15 protein-coding genes are annotated in these 18471 nt (G+C 32.0%); 1 reads left to right on the top strand and 14 read right to left on the bottom strand.

Annotated elements, in window-relative coordinates:
- Window positions 1-31: 31 nt before the first annotated feature.
- From ruvA to ABD766_RS04425, 7 genes are all read right to left on the bottom strand, one after another.
- Window positions 32-613 carry a Holliday junction branch migration protein RuvA gene (gene ruvA / locus ABD766_RS04395; RefSeq protein WP_298307896.1) on the bottom strand — a complete coding sequence of 194 codons (582 nt, stop codon included), beginning with the start codon at window positions 611-613 and terminating at the stop codon, window positions 32-34.
- 66 nt (window positions 614-679) lie between these two features.
- The gene (locus ABD766_RS04400) at window positions 680-2977 is read right to left on the bottom strand and encodes an NADP-dependent malic enzyme (RefSeq protein ID WP_298307893.1); all 2298 of its coding nucleotides are present in this window, start codon (window positions 2975-2977) and stop codon (window positions 680-682) included.
- Window positions 2978-3136: 159 nt separating this feature from the next.
- Window positions 3137-4063, bottom strand: coding sequence for a carbohydrate kinase family protein (locus ABD766_RS04405; RefSeq protein WP_344815547.1), 927 nt, complete (start codon window positions 4061-4063; stop codon window positions 3137-3139).
- Window positions 4064-5239, bottom strand: a complete 1176-nt coding sequence (locus ABD766_RS04410) for a glycoside hydrolase 100 family protein (protein ID WP_344815548.1) — start codon at window positions 5237-5239, stop codon at window positions 4064-4066. It lies immediately after the preceding gene.
- 1 nt (window position 5240) lies between these two features.
- The gene (locus tag ABD766_RS04415) at window positions 5241-6551 is read right to left on the bottom strand and encodes an MFS transporter (RefSeq protein ID WP_344815549.1); all 1311 of its coding nucleotides are present in this window, start codon (window positions 6549-6551) and stop codon (window positions 5241-5243) included.
- Window positions 6552-6554: 3 nt separating this feature from the next.
- Window positions 6555-6884 carry a glutaredoxin family protein gene (locus tag ABD766_RS04420; RefSeq protein ID WP_344815550.1) on the bottom strand — a complete coding sequence of 110 codons (330 nt, stop codon included), beginning with the start codon at window positions 6882-6884 and terminating at the stop codon, window positions 6555-6557.
- A gap of 98 nt (window positions 6885-6982) precedes the next feature.
- On the bottom strand, window positions 6983-9619 hold the full coding sequence (locus ABD766_RS04425) for a TonB-dependent receptor (protein WP_344815551.1): 2637 nt from the start codon (window positions 9617-9619) through the stop codon (window positions 6983-6985).
- Between the two features lie 157 nt (window positions 9620-9776).
- Between ABD766_RS04425 and ABD766_RS04430 the strand changes: the two genes are divergently transcribed.
- Complete coding sequence (locus ABD766_RS04430) at window positions 9777-10802, top strand: LacI family DNA-binding transcriptional regulator (protein ID WP_298307876.1); 1026 nt, start codon at window positions 9777-9779, stop codon at window positions 10800-10802.
- Here ABD766_RS04430 and queG read toward each other — a convergent pair.
- The 7 genes from queG to ABD766_RS04465 form a co-directional block, all read right to left on the bottom strand.
- Window positions 10786-11709, bottom strand: coding sequence for a tRNA epoxyqueuosine(34) reductase QueG (gene queG / locus ABD766_RS04435; protein WP_344815552.1), 924 nt, complete (start codon window positions 11707-11709; stop codon window positions 10786-10788). The two genes, ABD766_RS04430 and queG, sit on opposite strands and share 17 nt — an antisense overlap.
- Window positions 11710-11711: 2 nt before the next feature.
- A complete protein-coding gene (gene ruvB / locus ABD766_RS04440; RefSeq protein WP_344815553.1) occupies window positions 11712-12734 on the bottom strand; it encodes a Holliday junction branch migration DNA helicase RuvB in 1023 nt (340 codons plus the stop codon).
- 81 nt (window positions 12735-12815) lie between these two features.
- Window positions 12816-14621, bottom strand: coding sequence for a cytochrome c oxidase subunit I (locus tag ABD766_RS04445; RefSeq protein WP_344815555.1), 1806 nt, complete (start codon window positions 14619-14621; stop codon window positions 12816-12818).
- Between the two features lie 24 nt (window positions 14622-14645).
- Window positions 14646-15824, bottom strand: coding sequence for a cytochrome c oxidase subunit II (locus ABD766_RS04450; protein WP_344815556.1), 1179 nt, complete (start codon window positions 15822-15824; stop codon window positions 14646-14648).
- A 19-nt stretch (window positions 15825-15843) separates the two neighbouring features.
- Entirely contained in the window at window positions 15844-17346 is a 1503-nt protein-coding gene (locus ABD766_RS04455; RefSeq protein WP_344815557.1) for a quinol:cytochrome C oxidoreductase, read from the bottom strand.
- 27 nt (window positions 17347-17373) lie between these two features.
- Window positions 17374-17937: a c-type cytochrome gene (locus ABD766_RS04460; RefSeq protein ID WP_298307858.1), complete on the bottom strand. Its 564-nt coding sequence runs from the start codon at window positions 17935-17937 to the stop codon at window positions 17374-17376.
- A 6-nt stretch (window positions 17938-17943) separates the two neighbouring features.
- The gene (locus ABD766_RS04465; RefSeq protein WP_298307855.1) at window positions 17944-18468 is read right to left on the bottom strand and encodes a DUF3341 domain-containing protein; all 525 of its coding nucleotides are present in this window, start codon (window positions 18466-18468) and stop codon (window positions 17944-17946) included.
- Between the last annotated feature and the right edge of the window lie 3 nt (window positions 18469-18471).

Below are 18471 nucleotides of genomic sequence, written 5' to 3' on the forward strand. Positions count from 1 at the left end.
AAGTATATTTTTGGTAATATGTTTTCAACAATTATAAATTTTTTAATGCTTGTTTAATAATAACTTCAACGGTAGCATCGGGATTTTGACTTATCACTTTATCTACTATTTTTTCGGAAGTTTTTCTAACAAAACCTAAAACCTCCAAAGCAGATAACGCTTCATCTCGATTTGTATTGCTTTGTGACATAGAAACTTCGTCTAAATCGTAAATTTTTAACACTTTATCCTTCAAATCAAGGATAGCTCGTTGTGCTGTTTTACCTCCAATCCCTTTAATGGACTGAATAGTTGCAACATCTCCGCTGGCTAATGCTTGAATAATTTGTTTGGGTTCTAATGAGGAAAGCATTGTTCTTGCAATTCCTGCTCCAATACCAGAAACTGAAAGTAACATTTTAAATATTTCACGCTCCGATTTTTCTACAAATCCATACAATGAATGGGAATCTTCCTTTACCATCAAATGCGTAAATAATTTTACAAAATCGGCATTGGGTAATAAGGAATAAGTATGTAGTGAAATATTAATATGATAACCTACACCATTGCAGTCGATTACAACTTCTGTTGGTGTTTTTTCAACTAATTTACCTTGAATATGTGCTATCATAGTTTTTATTATGCTTTCCAAATATAACAAAAAAGTTTAATTGGCATAACTAATGCCGATTTTCTGCTATTTTTTTACGTCAAAATTCTTAATTCGTTTATTTTTCTCTTGTGCATCAACAACTGCAACTGCTGCCATATTAACCATTTCCTCAACACTTGCTCCCAATTGGAAGATATGAACTGGCTTATCCATTCCCATTACAATTGGTCCAATAGAATCAACTTTATATAATTCTTTAAGAAGTTTGTAAGTAATATTTGCTGCTTCCAAATTAGGAAAAATCAAAGTATTTACTTTTTTTCCAGCCAATTTAGAAAATGGAAATTTCTTTTGAAGCATTTCAGGATTTAATGCAAAATCAGTTTGAATTTCACCATCTACAATTAAATCTGGGTAATAGTGATGTAAATATGCTACTGCTTCTCTAACTTTATTAGCACTTTCATAGTTTGACGAACCAAAATTTGAGAACGAAACCATAGCAATTACAGGTTCAATACCAAACATTCTAACGGTTTTTGCAGTCATTAAAGCAATTTTAGCTAAATCATCAGCAGATGGATTTGGGTTAATTGCAGTATCTGACAAGAACATAGGTCCACGATTAGTCATCATCATATTGGTAGAAGCAATTAGAGATATTCCAGGGGCTTTTCCTATTAATTGCATTAATGGTTTTACTACTGAAGGATAACTTCTTGAATATCCTGAAACCATAGCATCGGCATCACCTTGATTTACCATCATTGCGGCAAAATAATTGCGTTCACGCATCCACTTTTGAGCATCGAGTTGTGATATTCCTTTTCTTCTTCTTTCTTTCCAAAAGATTTCGGCGTATTCTAATCTTCTTTTATCTTCTTCTTTTGTTTTAGGATCTAAAATTGGTACATCAGCATCAAAACCAATTTCTTCTTTCAGTTCTAAAATATCTTCTTTTCTTCCCAATAAAATTGGATGTCCGATACCTTCTTCATAAACAATTTGGGCTGCTTTTAATACATCTAGTTGGTCAGCTTCTGCAAAAACAATTCTCTTTGGATCTGTTTTAGCTCTGTTGGTAAGCAATCTAACCATTTTATTATCAGAACCCATTCGTTCTAACAATTCACTTTCATATTTTTCCCAATCTGTAATTGGATTTAAAGCTACACCACTATCCATTGCGGCTTTTGCTACAGCTGGAGCCACCATAGTAATCAATCTTGGGTCAAATGGTTTTGGAATTATATAATCTCTACCAAAATTTAATCTAGTTTCACCATAGGCAATATTCACTTGCTCAGGAACCATTTCTTTTGCTAATGCTGCTAAAGCTCTAACTGCTGCCATTTTCATAGCTTCGTTAATCTTAGTTGCTCTAACATCTAGCGCGCCTCTAAAAATATAAGGGAAACCTAAAACATTATTTACTTGATTAGGATGATCTGAACGACCAGTTGCCATAATTATATCTTTTCTAGTATCTATTGCAAGGTTGTAATCAATTTCGGGAGTTGGATTTGCCATTGCAAAAACAATAGGATCTTTTGCCATTCCCAATAGCATTTCTGGAGTTAGAATATTTCCTGCTGAAAGTCCTAAAAAAACATCTGCATTATTCAATGCTTCTGCTAGTGTAGTTCCTTTTTTACCGAAAGAATATCTTTTTTGTAGTTCAGACAAGTCGGTTCTGTCACTTGATAAAACTCCATCTTTATCAAACATAATTATGTTTTGAGGTTGGATTCCTAACAAAACATATAAGTTGGCACAAGCTAATGCAGCTGAACCAGCTCCAGAAACAACTAATTTAACCTTTTCGATATCTTTTTCTGCTAATTCTAAAGCATTTAATAATGCTGCAGAAGATATAATTGCGGTTCCATGTTGATCATCATGCATTACAGGAATATTTAATTCCTCAACCAATCGTCTTTCTATTTCGAAAGATTCTGGCGCTTTGATATCTTCTAGATTAATTCCGCCAAAAGTTGGAGCAATATTTTTTACAGTAGCTATAAACTCATCTATGTTTTTAGTATCTACTTCAATATCAAACACATCTATGTCTGCGAAGATTTTAAACAATAATGCTTTTCCTTCCATTACTGGTTTTGAAGCTTCTGGTCCAATGTCTCCTAATCCTAAAACAGCAGTTCCGTTGGAAATAACAGCAACTAAATTCCCTTTGGATGTATATTTATAAACGTTATTAACGTCTTTTGCAATCTCTAAACATGGTTCTGCAACACCAGGAGAATAAGCTAAAGACAAATCTCTTTGTGTTGCATATTTTTTAGTTGGAACAACCTTAATTTTACCTGGAGTGGGTTTAGCGTGATATAAAAGTGCTTCTCTACGTTTATTGTCTTTATGCATTTTCTTTTCTTTTTATTCTGACCTACAAAGGTAAAAGTCTGAATGGAAAATGGAAACAATTATAGCTTTTCTTTTAAATAAATTTCAAATTGATACAAATAGAAAAAGCTGTGATTTAAAATCACAGCTTTACATTAAACAAAACTCAAACTAACTCTATTATTCTATTATACTTTTTATATTTATATTGTCTGGCAATCGTCCAACATTTTGAAGCTTTATGGTTGCTAATTTTTGTGCAATTGTGATACTCTCGTTAAGGTTTTTACCTTCAATTTGAGCATATAAAAAACCGGTCCAAAAAGCATCTCCAGCACCTGTTGTATCTTTTATTTCATCTATGTGAATAGCTTTTTGAAAAAACAAACCTTGATTTAAATCAGAGACAACTACGCCATTTTTCCCTTTAGTTAAGCAAATTGTTGTTGCTCCTAGATTATGAAAATATTCGAATATATAGTCCTCTGATTTTACTTCTGAAAATAATCGGTAACAATCATCCTCACTTAATTTAACTAATGGATCATTTGCTAAATATTCTTTTAAAACCTGTTTTGCCTCTTCTCTATTTGGCCAAATTCTCTCAGAAAAATTAATATCAATACTTAATTTTAATCCTAACTCTTTAGCTTTTTTTGCTCTATTTAAAATTGTTTGTCTAGCCGGATTTTTACTTAATGCAAAGCAAGTTGTGTGGAAAATTTTAGCATCTGCAATAATCTCATCTGGCAGTTGAGTTTCAAAAATTTCGCAATCGGCTTGTCTGTAAGGAATAAAATCGGGTGTTTCGGTTGATTTTGAAACAAAAATTACAGATGTTGGAGCCGATTCTGACTTTCTAATTTGTGATGTATTTACATTATTCGATTTTAATTTTCTAACAACATAATCGCCTAAACCATCTTGTCCGCATGATGCTACTAATACTGCATTCAATCCTAAACGAGAAGCATTAACTGCAACGTTTGTAGGAGAACCTCCTAAAAAACGATGATAATCTTTGGTTCTATTGATTGAAGTGTTCACCTCATGACCAATAAAATCGATTAAAACTTCGCCTATACTTATGATATCTATAGATTTCAATTAAAAAAATATTTTAAAATTATTATATAATGATTGATGAACTAGAACACTAGCTGCTGCGCTCCAAGCACAAAAAGCTACACCATTTGGCTCTTGAGTTGTAGTATTGAAATTTTCATAAAATGAAAACTCACTTATTGCATTTGCATGATTTATTCTCTCTAAAATAATTTCTGCATCAGCATTTTTATCTTTTGAAAGTAATGCTAATCCAAAAAAGCCATTGACCATTGGCCAACTTCCGCCGTTGTGAAATTCATACGGATAATTTCTAAACTCAAATTTGCAATTGTTCTTCAATAAATTCCAATGTTCATCATTTGGAAAAACTGGAGGCCAAAAAGCTGGAATCAAACCTAAATTAGTTTCAGATGCTAACGAATTTGAAAAATCAATAATCTTCTTTTGAAACTCTGCTGAACCAATATTTAGCAATAAAATTAATGAATTTGCAAAAGCATCAAATTGTGTTTTATATCCAGAAGGAGAAAAAGAACAAGGCATGAAATCTTGAAAACTCATTTCATCATAAGCTCTTTGATGGTATTTTTCTCCAGTTGATTTTGGTATAAAGTTTATTTCAACTTGCTCAATAATTTTGTCTATTTTATTTGAAATTATCTCTTCTTTTTGAAAATAATTATAACTTTTTAGAGCCCAAATTCGTAGTAATTGATCGTACAGTACATATCCATCGGTGATGTATTCATCAGCCCAATTACCTGACAAAGGCACATACATAAGATGCTTATTATTAAATTCCCATGCTTCTAATAATGACAAACATTTTTCGATATGAGATTCATATTTTATAACAAACTCGGCATTATCGGTTTGCTTAGCATATTGACATACTCCAATTACAAACCAAGTAACAGCATCTACTCTTCCAGCTAATCCACCATAGCTTACTTCTTTAAAACTACCATCAATTAATACATTTGAAGGAATTGTTCCGTTACTATGTTGATTGTTTGCTAATGTTTCTAATGTTTTTTTGAATGTTTCAATTAGCATTTCATCGCCAGATGCCAAAGCTGCTAAACCACAAATAACTCCATCACGAGCCCAAACTCTCTGATAATTAGTTGTTTTTTCTGCGCTTGCTAAGAAACCACTTGGAGTAGCGACTTTATGCAATAATTCAATGGCTTTATTGTATGCTATATTTTTCAAATTAAGTATTTTGATTACTGTTTTTTACTTTAATAAAAAGAGTGCAAATGGCACTAATTACTAATAAAATTCCTGCAAAAGTTATAGCTTGTCTAGGGTCGTTATTTAGAAAATTCTTTAAAACATAACCAAAAGTCAACGTTTGAATAAACATTGGAATTACAATCATCATGTTTATAATTCCCATATAAACTCCATATCGCTCCTTTGGAATATTGGCAACAACCATCAAATAAGGAATTCCCATCATACTTGCCCAACCAATTCCGAAACCGGTAATTGCTGGAAATAATAAATATTTATTTTCAATATGTGGAAACAATAAAAATCCTATAGCCGCAAGAATCAAACAAGTGAAATGGACATATTTTGCAGAATATTTTTTAGCAAAACCTACTAGTAAAAAGGCAACTAAAAAAGTAACAATATTGTACCAACCATTTACTAATCCTGTCCAACTTACAGCTTCACCATATAATTTCATATCCTTTTCTGGAGAAGTATTCCACACTGAAAGCGCAATGCTTTTAGATGAGTTTTGCCAATAACAGAACAAGGCATACCATTGAAATAAATAAACTAAAGCTAATTGCCACATTACTTTTGGCATATCTTTTACTGCTGAAAAAATATCTATAAATGGTGTGAGAAGATTAATTTTTTCTGCTTCTATTTTTTGTAATTCTTCCTCGGTTGGAGGAATTTCTTTAGTAGTGTGCGAACTCCACCAAACTGAGACTACAGAACAAACTGCACCTAAAATAAACGAAGCAAAAACCCATGTTGGAAGTTTTCCGGTGGTTCCTATAAAAATTAATGGAAAAATAAATAAGGAGACATTCGCTAATGTTTGTCCAAAACCAGTAAAAAAACTTTGCGCTTGAAAACCCAATGGTTGTTGCGATTCGTCTAGTTTGTCGGCAATAAAAGCTCGATATGGTTCCATTGCAGTGTTGTTTCCTGCATCTAAAATCCATAATAAACCTGCGGCCATCCACAAAGAACTACTAAATGGAAATAAAAATAGAGCAATACTACAAACCAATGCACCAATAAAAAAGTAAGGCTTTCTTCTTCCTCCAAATTTTGGCAACCAGGTTTTGTCACTTAAAGCACCAATTATAGGTTGAATTAGTAAACCTGTAAGTGGTCCTGCAAGATTAAGTAAAGGCAATTCATCTGGACTTGCACCAAGAAAATCGTATATAGGATTTACAGCACTTTGTTGCAAACCAAAACTATATTGGATTCCGAAAAATCCAACATTCATATTTATAATTTGCCAAAAGCTTAGTGAAGGTTTGTTAGACATTTTTTAATTTAGTTTTTTTAAAAACTCTTCGAAAACACCATTATTTGTAAAAATAACACCTTGCTTATCAATTACTGGAATCCCTAAATTGGAAGTACTTATTCCAGCATTTTTTAATTTGGCGAGCATTTCTTTTAGTGCATCAGCATTTTTGTCAATATCAAAAAAAACGAATTCAATATTATTTTTTTTTAGGTAAGCTTTTGTATCAATACAATGATGACAATCATCACTTCCGTATACGATAATCGCTTTTTTTGATGTTTCTTGTGCGTGCAATTGTGAAGGAATAAAAGCCGTAAAAAAGAAAAGTAAAAGTAGTATTTTTTTCATTTTTTAATGTTTTTAAATAGTTTAGTGTTTTAAAAATAATTCCCATATCAGCTTCTGACTGATATAGGAATTATCAAAATTAAACATGAACTTTTTTATTAGAATCTATAAGCAATTGTTAATGAAGTTGTTCTTCCATTAATTGATCTAGCTCTAACAATGTTATCTGTATTTTCAGTAATACTTCCTTCTTCTACTTCTGTAATACCGATTGTATCAAATACGTTATTTACATTTAAAGAAGCTGAAAGTCCTTTAGTTAACTCAACATTGATAAATGGATTAACATAAGCATATCCTGGCATAACTAGTTTGTTATCATCTTGAGCATAAGATTTTGTAGTTCCTATTACAGAGAATCCAAAATTATGTTGCTTGTTTGAACCAAATTTGAAAGCTGGTACAATGTTGTAAATAAAATCTGCTTGACGACGAGGTTTGTTTCCATTTAAAGCTGGAGTTACTACATCATCAGCAATTTCAGCTTTTGTGTAAGTTACACTACCATTTACAGAGAAATTTTTAACTTTATAGTTTCCTTCTAATTCTAAACCATAAGAATTATATTTTCTTTGAATTTGTCTAATTCCACCACCAGAACCACCAAAGTCCCAGTTTTGTTCAGATACATTAGCATAAAAAGCTGTAGCATAAATTGATGAATTTTGACCTTTTCTTTTGAAACCTAATTCTGCTTGATTAACCATATCAGCACTTAAACCAGGAACTGCAGAACCATCATTTAATACATTTGGACCGAATAATAAACGATCAGCATTGGCTCTTCCACCACGACTGTATCTTGCAAAAACAGATTGATTATCAGTTAATAAATAGTTTCCACCAAATGAGTAAGATACATAATCATAATCATAGTTAATTGGTTTTCTGTTAGCATTATCAACTACAGAAACACTTGCTTCTGGTCCTTCAATTGTTCCGTTATTGTTAACATCTAAATTTAGAGCTTGAGTTGCACCTGCATAAGATCCTCTTGCTTTTCCTGAATCAAAACGCAAACTCATATCTACATTAAATTTATCATTCACTTTTAATTGACCTGCAACATAAGGAGCAGTTACTTCATAATTTGCATCATAATTTCTTGTACAACAGTTACCCCAAGCTGGAACACCATATGCATACAATCCGTTTACCGAGTTAGGTCCAGCATTTAATAACGCTGCATTTTCTCCTTTAACTTCAAGTAAGTAAGAATTCCACAACCATGACATATTGATATTTTGGAATGCTTTGTAATATCCTAAAGTCAAATCAAAGTTTCCGAATTTTTTTGTCAATTTCATATCATTTGTAAAGTTGTTGAAATTGTTTATTTCAGTATCAAATGTATGAATTCTCATTACTAATCCATTACTAGCAAAGTTTTGACCAGCTAATGGTCCGTTAGCGTATGTTAAATTTGGAACTCCGAATCCTGTTGCAAATGAAGCAGCAGTTGCAACTTCAGCAGGAAATGGAGAAACAAATCTACCATTGTGATAGTTTTGTCTGAAACGTTCTTCAACTTTCCAATCATTACCTAAATCAAATTTCATTTCACCACCGAAAGAAGTTGCCACAGGACGCATTCCGTCTGCTAAATTACTTCTTCTTCTTTCTCCATCAGCACCAACAGTTAGGTTATCTAAAAAGTAAGGGCTATGAGGAGTATCGTGCAAAATATTAAAGTTTGATAATGAACTCCAATTAGGATTTTCATTAGTACCTGAAACTTTTACTGGCATTGGTAAGTAACCAATTGATCTATCATTTAAATATTTGAAATAAAGACGTACATATCCTTTTTCAAATTCTTTAGTCATATTAGCCTTGAATTGACCTCCTAAATTTGCTGTGTAACCTGCATTTCTAGGTCCTTCTCCTTGACGGAAAAATCCACCTACGTGAAAACGTAATGTTTCTGAAATTGGTGAACCATATTCAAAATCTGTTCTGTTGCTTCCGAAATCAACACCAATAGATTGCATTAACGAACCACCTTCTTTTTTACCATCTTTACTGATAAAGTTGATGATACCTGCTGGTGAATTACTTGCCAAAGTAGATGCTGAACCTCCACGGATAGCTTCAACTTTACTGATAGTTTGGTCATTTCTTACAAAAATATCTGCATTACCAAAAGCAACATCTCCAAATTGCATTACTGGCATTCCATCTTCATGCAATTGTAAAAATTTTGCTCCACCAGATGCTATTGGAATACCACGAACAGTTATGTTAGCGTTACCTTCACCACCTGTTGATTCAGATTTTATACCAGGAAGCATTCTAAATAATTCTGCTGTTGCTCTTGGAGCTCCTTGCTCAATTTGTGCCACTGACACAGAACTGATAGAAACACTTGATTGCAGCTTAGAACGTGGATTGATTACACCGGTTACAACAACTTCTTCAAGTGAAGTAGCTTCTTGCTCAAGTTGAACATTAGCAGTAGTAGCTCCGCTAATTACAACTTCTTTTTTAGAAGTTTTCATACCAATGTAAGAAACGGTAACAGTTGTAGCTCCATCAGAAAGTCCTGATATTGCATAATTACCATCAGCATCAGTAGTTGTAGCCTTTTTTGCAACAGATACATTAGCGCCAGAAACGACATTTCCTTTGTCATCTGTTACTTTTCCGCTCAAGCTACTTTGTGAGAAAGCACTATTAAACAACAATAATGCTGTTAAGAATAGTAAGTTCTTCAAAAATAAAGTACTTTTTTTCATTTTTAATAATTGTTTGATTAGTAAATTTAGTTAATAATAATTCCGAAATTATATTTTTTGTTATTAATATATTAGAGAATTATTATCGAAAACGTTTTCGAAAACTCCGAAAACGTTTTCGATTTTTATTTTAGATTTTTTTTATCATATTTGTTAAATGAAAGAGACAACTTTAAAACAAATAGCTGAAACTTTAGGAATTTCTATAACTACGGTATCAAAAGCTTTAAAAAACTATCCGGATGTAAGTGCAAAGACTAAAAAAAAGGTTTTAGAACTTGCACAAACCTTACAATATACACCAAATAGTTTTGCAGTAAATCTTAGAACTAGAGAATCTAGAACCATAGGTTTAATTATTCCAGAAGTAGTTCATCACTTTTTTTCTAATGTTATTAATGGAATTATTGCTGAAGCTGAGAAGAATGGTTATTTAGTTATTATCCTCCAATCTAATGAATCTTTAGAATTAGAAAAGAAACAAGTAGATTTATTGATAAACAAAAGAGTTGATGGGATAATAATGTCCCTTTCAAATGAATCTAATGATGATGAACATATAAAAGATATTATAAGACGTGAAATTCCTTTTGTAATGTTTGATAAAATTTCCAAGCTTATCAATTGTTCTAAAGTAATTATAAATGATCAAAAAGCTGCGTTTGAAGCTGTAGAACACTTAATAAGTAAAGGTTGTAAAAAAATTGCTCATATTCGCGGACCAGTAAATCCACAAAATTCAATTGACCGATTTCTTGGATATAAAAAAGCTATTGAGAAAAATAACTTAAATTTTGATTCAAAATTAGTTTATACATGTAAAAACGTAACTTTTGACGAGGGAAAAGAATTTGCTGCTCAAATTATTAAAGATCATCCTGATGTTGATGGTATTTTTGTGATAACAGATTTGGTAGCTGTAGGAGTTATAGCTTATTTCAATGAAAATAATATAAATGTCCCTAATCAGATAAAAGTAATTGGATTTAGTAACTGGTTTATGTCGCAAGTTATAACTCCGAAGTTAAGTACTATAGATCAACCTAGTTATGAAATGGGTGTAAATTCTTTTAATTTATTGTTGGAAGAAATTAATCAGAGAAAAGAATTACTAGAATTCAAACCTAAGACCATAGAATTACAAACTTCAATTATAGAAAGAGAATCTACTTCAGGAAATTGATATTCCTCTTAAAACCTTCAAATTTTGTTCTTTTAACTGCTGAGTTTTTAAAAACCTTGTTGAAGGTGTCATTTGTAATTTCATCCCAATCTCTTTTAGAAAAAGATAAAAGTTCAGGATTTGGATTAAATAATGGTTCATTATGAGGTTTTGAAAAACGATTCCATGGGCAAACGTCTTGACAAACATCGCAACCAAATGCCCAATCGTCAAACTTACCTTTCATTTCAATTGGTAAATTGTCTTTTAATTCAATTGTGAAATAAGAAATACATTTACTTCCGTCAACTACATAAGGAGCAACAATGGCATCGGTTGGACAAGCATCTATACAAGCAGTACATGTTCCGCAATGGTCTGTTGTTGGATAATCATATTCTAATTCTAAATCTATAATTAGTTCGGCAATAAAATAAAAGGAACCTACTTTTTGAGTAATTAGGTTACTGTTTTTTCCTATCCATCCTAGACCACTTTTTGCTGCCCAAGCTTTGTCTAAAACAGGAGCAGAATCTACAAATGCTCGTCCAGAAACTTCCCCAATTTGTGATTGAATTGTATTTAATAGTTCCTTTAGTTTTTCTTTAATTACAAAATGATAATCTTTTCCGTAAGCATATTTAGAAATCTTATAACTATCACTATTTTGCTCTTCTGAAGGGAAATAATTTAATAGCAATGAAATAACACTTTTGGAATCATCAACTAAAAGTTTTGGATTTAGTCTTTTGTCAAAATGATTTTCCATATAGGTCATTTGACCGTGATGGTTTTTATTCAACCAACTTTCTAATCTTGGAGCTTCTTCTTCTAAGAATTCTGCTTTAGAAATACCACAAGAAAGAAAGCCGAGTCTTTTGGATTCGGCTTTAATTAATTGTGAATATTTTTCTTTATTGTTTATCAAAATTAAAATAATCCTCCTTGAATATTTGCTTTGATTTTACCCAAATGTTTATAGGCCTTTTCTGTAACTTCTCTACCTCTAGGAGTCCTAACAATAAAACCTTCTTGAATTAAAAATGGTTCATAAACTTCTTCTATTGTTTCTCCACTTTCTGAGACTGCAGTTGCAAGAGTAGACAACCCCACTGGACCTCCTTTAAACTTATCAATAATAGTAGTGAGAATTTTATTATCCATTTCATCTAAGCCGTGTGCATCAACATGTAATGCTTTTAGAGAATAGCGAGCAATTTCAATATCAATCTTACCATTACCTTTAATTTGAGCAAAGTCACGAACACGTCTTAAAAGTGCATTTGCGATTCTTGGAGTACCACGACTTCTTCCTGCTATTTCAATAGCTGCCTCCATAGTAATAGGCATTTTTAAAATTGCAGAACTACGTTGAACGATAGTAGTTAATAATTCCGTATTATAATATTGTAATCTACTTTGAATTCCAAAACGAGCACGCATTGGCGCAGTTAACAAACCTGATCTAGTTGTTGCCCCAACTAATGTAAAAGGATTTAAATTAATCTGAACAGTTCTTGCATTAGGACCTGATTCAATCATTATATCAATCTTGAAATCTTCCATTGCAGAATACAAGTATTCCTCAACAACTGGACTTAAACGATGTATTTCGTCAATAAATAAAACATCACGGTCTTCAAGATTGGTTAATAATCCAGCTAAATCACCTGGTTTATCTAAAACTGGACCTGATGTAATTTTTATACCAACTCCAAGTTCATTAGCCAAAATATTAGCTAAAGTTGTTTTACCTAATCCTGGTGGCCCATGAAACAATGCATGATCTAAAGCTTCATTCCTTTGATTTGCAGCCTCAACAAAGACTTTCAAATTATCTAAAACTTGTTCTTGTCCGGTAAAATCATCAAAAGATAGCGGCCTTAATTTCTTTTCAAGGTCAAGCTCTTCCGAATTGTAATTATTGTTAGTTGGATCTAAATTTTCATTCATACTACAAATATATAACAAAGTTACATCTAAATAAAAAAGCCTTTCTAATGAAAGGCTTTTTTTGTATTGTATTTTAAAATCTTAGTGATGTAAAACTTCTTCACCTGGTTTCATAGGAACATTCTGTGGAACAAAATCTTCATCATGACCTGGTTTACTATAATCATAAGGCCATCTATGAACTTCAGGAATTTCTCCTGGCCAGTTACCATGAATATGCTCAATTGGTGCAGTCCATTCTAAAGTATTAGATCTCCATGGATTTTGAACTGTTCGTTTTCCGTAGAAAATACTTGAGAAGAAATTATAAATAAATACCAACTGAAACGCTCCTCCAACAAGTGCAAAAACTGTAATAATAACATTTACATCCTGTAAATCGTCGAACAATGGGAAGTTTGTATTTGTATAATAACGTCTTGGAAGACCTGCCATACCAATAAAGTGCATTGGGAAGAAAACTCCATAGGCACATATTGCAGTTACCCAAAAGTGAACATATCCTAAATTCTTGTTTAACATTCTTCCGAACATTTTTGGATACCAGTGATAGATACCAGCAAACATTCCGTAAAGAGCAGAAATACCCATTACTAAGTGGAAGTGAGCAACAACAAAATAAGTATCATGAACATTAATATCTAGAGTACTATCACCTAAAATAATTCCAGTTAATCCACCAGTAATGAATGTAGAAACTAAACCAATAGAAAATAACATAGCTGGATTAAGTTGTAAATTACCTTTCCATAAAGTTGTAATATAGTTGAATGCTTTCACCGCAGATGGTATTGCAATCAATAATGTTGTAAAAGTAAATACTGACCCTAAGAAAGGATTCATCCCAGAAATAAACATGTGATGTCCCCAAACAATTGTTGATAAAAATGCAATCGCTAATATTGACATAATCATCGCTCTGTAACCAAAGATAGGTTTACGAGCATTTGTTGCTATAACTTCTGAAGTAATCCCTAAAGCTGGCAATAAGATGATATATACCTCTGGGTGACCTAGGAACCAAAATAAGTGTTCAAATAATACAGGTGAACCACCTTGATAATTTAATACTTCGCCAGCTAAATATATATCCGACAAGAAGAAAGAAGTACCAAAACTTCTATCCATAATTAATAACAAAGCAGCTGACAATAAAACTGGGAAAGAAATAACACCAATGATAGCTGTGATGAAGAAAGCCCAAATTGTAAGAGGCATTCTTGTCATTGTCATTCCTTTAGTTCTAAGATTAATAACAGTTACTATATAATTTAAAGAACCCATCAATGATGCAGCAATAAATACTGCCATTGAAACCAACCATAATGTCATACCTAAACCAGAACCAGCAATTGCTTGTGGCAAAGCACTTAATGGAGGATAAATTGTCCAACCGGCAGAAGCAGGTCCAGATTCAACAAATAATGAAACTACCATTATCACACTTGATAAAAAGAATAACCAATAAGAAACCATATTAAGGAATCCAGAAGCCATATCTCTTGCGCCAAGTTGCAAAGGAATTAATAGATTACTAAAAGTACCACTAAGAGCAGCAGTCAATACAAAGAAAACCATTATAGTTCCGTGTATTGTAATTAATGATAAATATGCTTCATTAGTCATAACTCCTTCTGGTGCCATTCTTTCACCTAAGAAAAAACTAAAAACTTTAAAAGATTGTTCAGGCCAAGCCAATTGCAATCTAAAAAGCAAGGACATACCAACACCAATAATTCCCATAAATATACCAGTCAAAAGATATTGCTTAGCAATCATCTTATGGTCTATACTAAAGATATATTTAGTAATAAAAGTATCTTTATGGTGGTGTTCATGATGATCGTCGTGGTGATCGTGTGCGTGATTATCGTGTGCGTGACTCATATTATAAAATATATTATATTTTTATTATTTAGTTGGGGCTTCAGCTACCAAGGTAGTATCTTTTTTTACAGAAGTAGTATCAATTTTAGCTGGATTAGATTCAGCAAGTTTAGCAGCAGCTTCCTCAGCAACAGCTGTTTTAACTGACTGAACTAATTTAGTTTTCTCTTTCAACCATTTTTTATAATCTGCTTCACTTTCTACAACTACTTTCATTTGCATATTGTAGTGAGAAGATCCGCAAATCTTGTTACATAAAAGCAAGAAATCAAATTGATAAGGATCTAAACCAGGCTTACCTTCAGCAACCAATTTTTTACTTTTCGCTTCTCTAATTTGATTAATATTAGCCACTTTTTCTGTCATTTCTTTCGTCTCTCTCATTTCTGAAGTAGTCATAGAAGGAGTGAAAGCAAACTGAGTTACCATTCCAGGAACACAATTCATTTGAGCTCTAAAGTGTGGCATGTAGAAAGAATGCAATACATCTTGAGAACGAATCTTGAAAAGTACTTTTCTACCTTTTGGCAAATGCATTTCTTCAGCAACAATATCATCTTGTGCATTTGGATCAGATAAATCTACTCCAAGTGAATTAACACCTTCAATAAGCCTTACATTAGCTTTTCCAAGTACATTATCATCCCCTGCATATCTAACTTTCCAATTAAATTGCTGAGCATAAACTTCGATTATAATTGGTTTTTCTTCTTTTTCATTTACAAACATAATATCAGTCCATGAATATAATCCGAAGAAAATTAAAACGGCTAATACTAAAGCAGGAATAGAACTCCAAATAAACTCTAATTTATTATTATCAGAAAAATATGTTGCTACTTGACCTTTTCTACCTCTGTATTTATAAGAAAAATAAAATAATAATGCTTGAGTAATAGTTTGAACAATAAAAATAAGAATCATTGAAATCCACATCAATTGATCCACATCTTTTCCATGAACAGAAGCAGCATTACTCATCAATGGAAACTTTCCGTAATTAACTAAACAAAATATTGTTATTAAATAAATAAATGCTAAAAATCCAAAAGATAAATAGCCATTTACTCTATTATCATTGTCGTTTGCTACCTGAGTATCATCAGATTGTTTACCAACTTGCGTTAGGTCAAAAATTTTAGTCAATTGCCATAGGGCAATCGATAATAAAACTAAAACAAGAAGTACTAATAAACTTGTCATTTGTTCTTTTCTTTAAATATTAATAATGAAAATGTTTACTTTCTTCAATGAAAGGGTTACGTTTTGGAGTAAGTGGTGCTTTAGACAAAGCTGTAAATACTACAAAAATAAACAATCCTAAAAAGAATAATACAGAAGCGATTTCAGATACACCAATGAACCATTGGTCACCAACAGTTGCTGGCATAACCATGTTAAAGAAATCAATATAATGTCCTAATAAAATAACAATACCTGCTCCTACAATAATTGGTGCTATACGTTTAAAATCAGTATTAATTAAAACTAATAATGGGAAAACAAAATTCATAACAACAGCACCAAAGAAAGGTAAATTATAGTCATTAATTCGAGTTATGAAATAAGTAACCTCTTCTGGAATATTTGCATACCAAATAAGCATGAATTGTGAAAACCATAAATAGGTCCAAAAAACACTTATACCAAACATAAATTTAGATAAATCGTGAATATGACTTGAGTTTACATTTTCTAAATAACCCTTAGATTTTAAATATAATGTTACCATTGAAATTGTGGTAATTCCACTTACAAAGAAACTAGCAAAAACATACCATCCAAAAAGTGTGCTAAACCAATGAGGATCGAAAGACATCAACCAATCCCAAGACATAATAGACTCGGTAACAATAAAGAAAACTAAAAATCCAGCAGATAATTTAAAATTCTTTTTGTAGAAAGTATTATCATTTGATTCATCTTGAGCTAAACAATTCTTTCTAGACATATATCGGTATAAGTTCCAACCAATCAAGAAAACTGCGGCTCTAACCAACCAAAACGTAACATTTAAATAACCAGATTTTCCTGCAATTAATTTATCATAATTAGCATGACCAACTTCAGTAACACCATCATCCATCCAAACAAATAAATGATTTAAGTGTAAAGCAGATAACACTAGTAGACCAAAAAATATCAAAGAACCAACTGGTAAATATGCAGTAATACCTTGCATTACTCTAAACAAAACTGGAGACCAACCTGCTTGAGCAACTTGTTGTATAGCATAAAAAGCTAAAACACCCAATGAAATTAACATGAAGAAAATACAAGCAACATATAATGCAGACCAAGGTTTGTTTTGTAACTGGTGTAAAACATGTTCTAAATGTTCTTTATGCTCTTTTTCAGCATCAACTTTAGATTCTGAAACATTGCTAGCAGCATGATTATCATGATGATTCTGATCTTCTTTTACTAAAGGAGCAACTTCAGTTTTGGTTGTATCTTTGTGATCAACTATAGAAGTAGTATCTGTTTTAGATACTTCAGCTTCATTTTTAACTTCTTCTTTTGCTTCATGATGATTCGCTACTACCTCATGTGTATTGTGAGCGTCAGCCTTTGTGTCATGATTACCATGATGACTAGCGGCAACTATTTTTTCAACTTCTTCTATAGTCTTTGGAGTAGATAAAAAACCATACACTATACCAACTAATCCTAAAATCATTAGAACAAGCGCTGTGTTTTTTAAACCTTTTGAAAATGTGTACATATCTATAACAATCTGTTTGTTCTACAATTATAATTCACTTTTAAGCTTCATTACATAAGCTGAAACCATCCAACGTTCTTCTTGATTTAATTGAGTAGCATACGAACCCATTGAATTTAAACCATAATTTATAACGTGATTAACACTACCTTCGTTGATAACTCTGTCAGCATAACTTGGAACTCCAAGAAATTTACCTTGAGTCACTAATTTACCTTTACCATCTCCAGCGTTACCATGACAAATTGCGCAATAAATCACATATAACTCTTCTGCTTTTTTCATATCAATTTTTGCAGGATCTAACGGAGAGGCTAAATTTGCTGCTTTAACAGCTGCAAAAGATTCTGGTGTATCAGCATATTCGTAAGGAACATAACCACGTTTAATAGAACCTTTAGCAGGTAATTGACCTTCTTGACCTTTCAATCCATAAGGCGAATTAAAAGCATTTGATTCAGAATATGTTTCATATGCAACTGACTCGTACATGTTTGGCATATACTGATAATTAGGTGATGCATTATCTTTACATGAAGAAAGAGATACTATTATACCTAATACTAATGTTATTTTTATTATACTTTTCATGTCTGTTTAGTGCTTATCAATTACTTTAACTTCAACTGCACCTGTATTTTTTAAGAAAGAAGTCAATTCTTCTTCATTATTATTTACAGCTACTTCCATTAAGAAGTGATCATCTGTTGTTCTCACATCAGGATTTTCTGCTTTTTTAAATGGCCACAATTTACTTCTCATATAAAAAGTAATTACCATTAAGTGAGCTGCAAAGAAAACTGTCATTTCAAACATTACCGGCACAAAAGCTGGCATATTTTGTATGTAGCTCATACTTGGCTTTCCTCCAATATCTTGAGGCCAATCTTGTATCATAATGTAATTCATCATTGTTGTTGCAACACTGATACCTATACAACCATAAATAAATGCGCATATTGCAAGTCTGGTTGGTGCCAATCCCATCGCTTTATCCAATCCGTGAACAGGAAATGGAGTAAAAACTTCTTCAATATGATGATGCGCTTTTCTTGTTTGCTTTACAGCATCCATTAAAATATCATCATCATTGTATATTGCGTGTATAACTTTATTACTCATAAC

The organism is Flavobacterium cheonanense (assembly GCF_039539185.1).
Taxonomy (GTDB): Bacteria; Bacteroidota; Bacteroidia; order Flavobacteriales; family Flavobacteriaceae; genus Flavobacterium; species Flavobacterium cheonanense.

Excerpts from the sequence above, each read along its gene's own strand:
- ABD766_RS04425 (WP_344815551.1), bottom strand. The coding sequence starts at position 9,619 with ATGAAAAAAAGTACTTTATTTTTGAAGAACTTACTATTCTTAACAGCA.
- ABD766_RS04445 (WP_344815555.1), bottom strand. The coding sequence starts at position 14,621 with ATGAGTCACGCACACGATAATCACGCACACGATCACCACGACGATCAT.
- ABD766_RS04465 (WP_298307855.1), bottom strand. The coding sequence starts at position 18,468 with ATGAGTAATAAAGTTATACACGCAATATACAATGATGATGATATTTTA.
- ABD766_RS04450 (WP_344815556.1), bottom strand. The coding sequence starts at position 15,824 with ATGACAAGTTTATTAGTACTTCTTGTTTTAGTTTTATTATCGATTGCC.
- ABD766_RS04455 (WP_344815557.1), bottom strand. The coding sequence starts at position 17,346 with ATGTACACATTTTCAAAAGGTTTAAAAAACACAGCGCTTGTTCTAATG.
- ABD766_RS04430 (WP_298307876.1), top strand. The coding sequence starts at position 9,777 with ATGAAAGAGACAACTTTAAAACAAATAGCTGAAACTTTAGGAATTTCT.
- ABD766_RS04460 (WP_298307858.1), bottom strand. The coding sequence starts at position 17,937 with ATGAAAAGTATAATAAAAATAACATTAGTATTAGGTATAATAGTATCT.
- ruvB (WP_344815553.1), bottom strand. The coding sequence starts at position 12,734 with ATGAATGAAAATTTAGATCCAACTAACAATAATTACAATTCGGAAGAG.
- ruvA (WP_298307896.1), bottom strand. The coding sequence starts at position 613 with ATGATAGCACATATTCAAGGTAAATTAGTTGAAAAAACACCAACAGAA.
- ABD766_RS04420 (WP_344815550.1), bottom strand. The coding sequence starts at position 6,884 with ATGAAAAAAATACTACTTTTACTTTTCTTTTTTACGGCTTTTATTCCT.
- ABD766_RS04400 (WP_298307893.1), bottom strand. The coding sequence starts at position 2,977 with ATGCATAAAGACAATAAACGTAGAGAAGCACTTTTATATCACGCTAAA.
- ABD766_RS04415 (WP_344815549.1), bottom strand. The coding sequence starts at position 6,551 with ATGTCTAACAAACCTTCACTAAGCTTTTGGCAAATTATAAATATGAAT.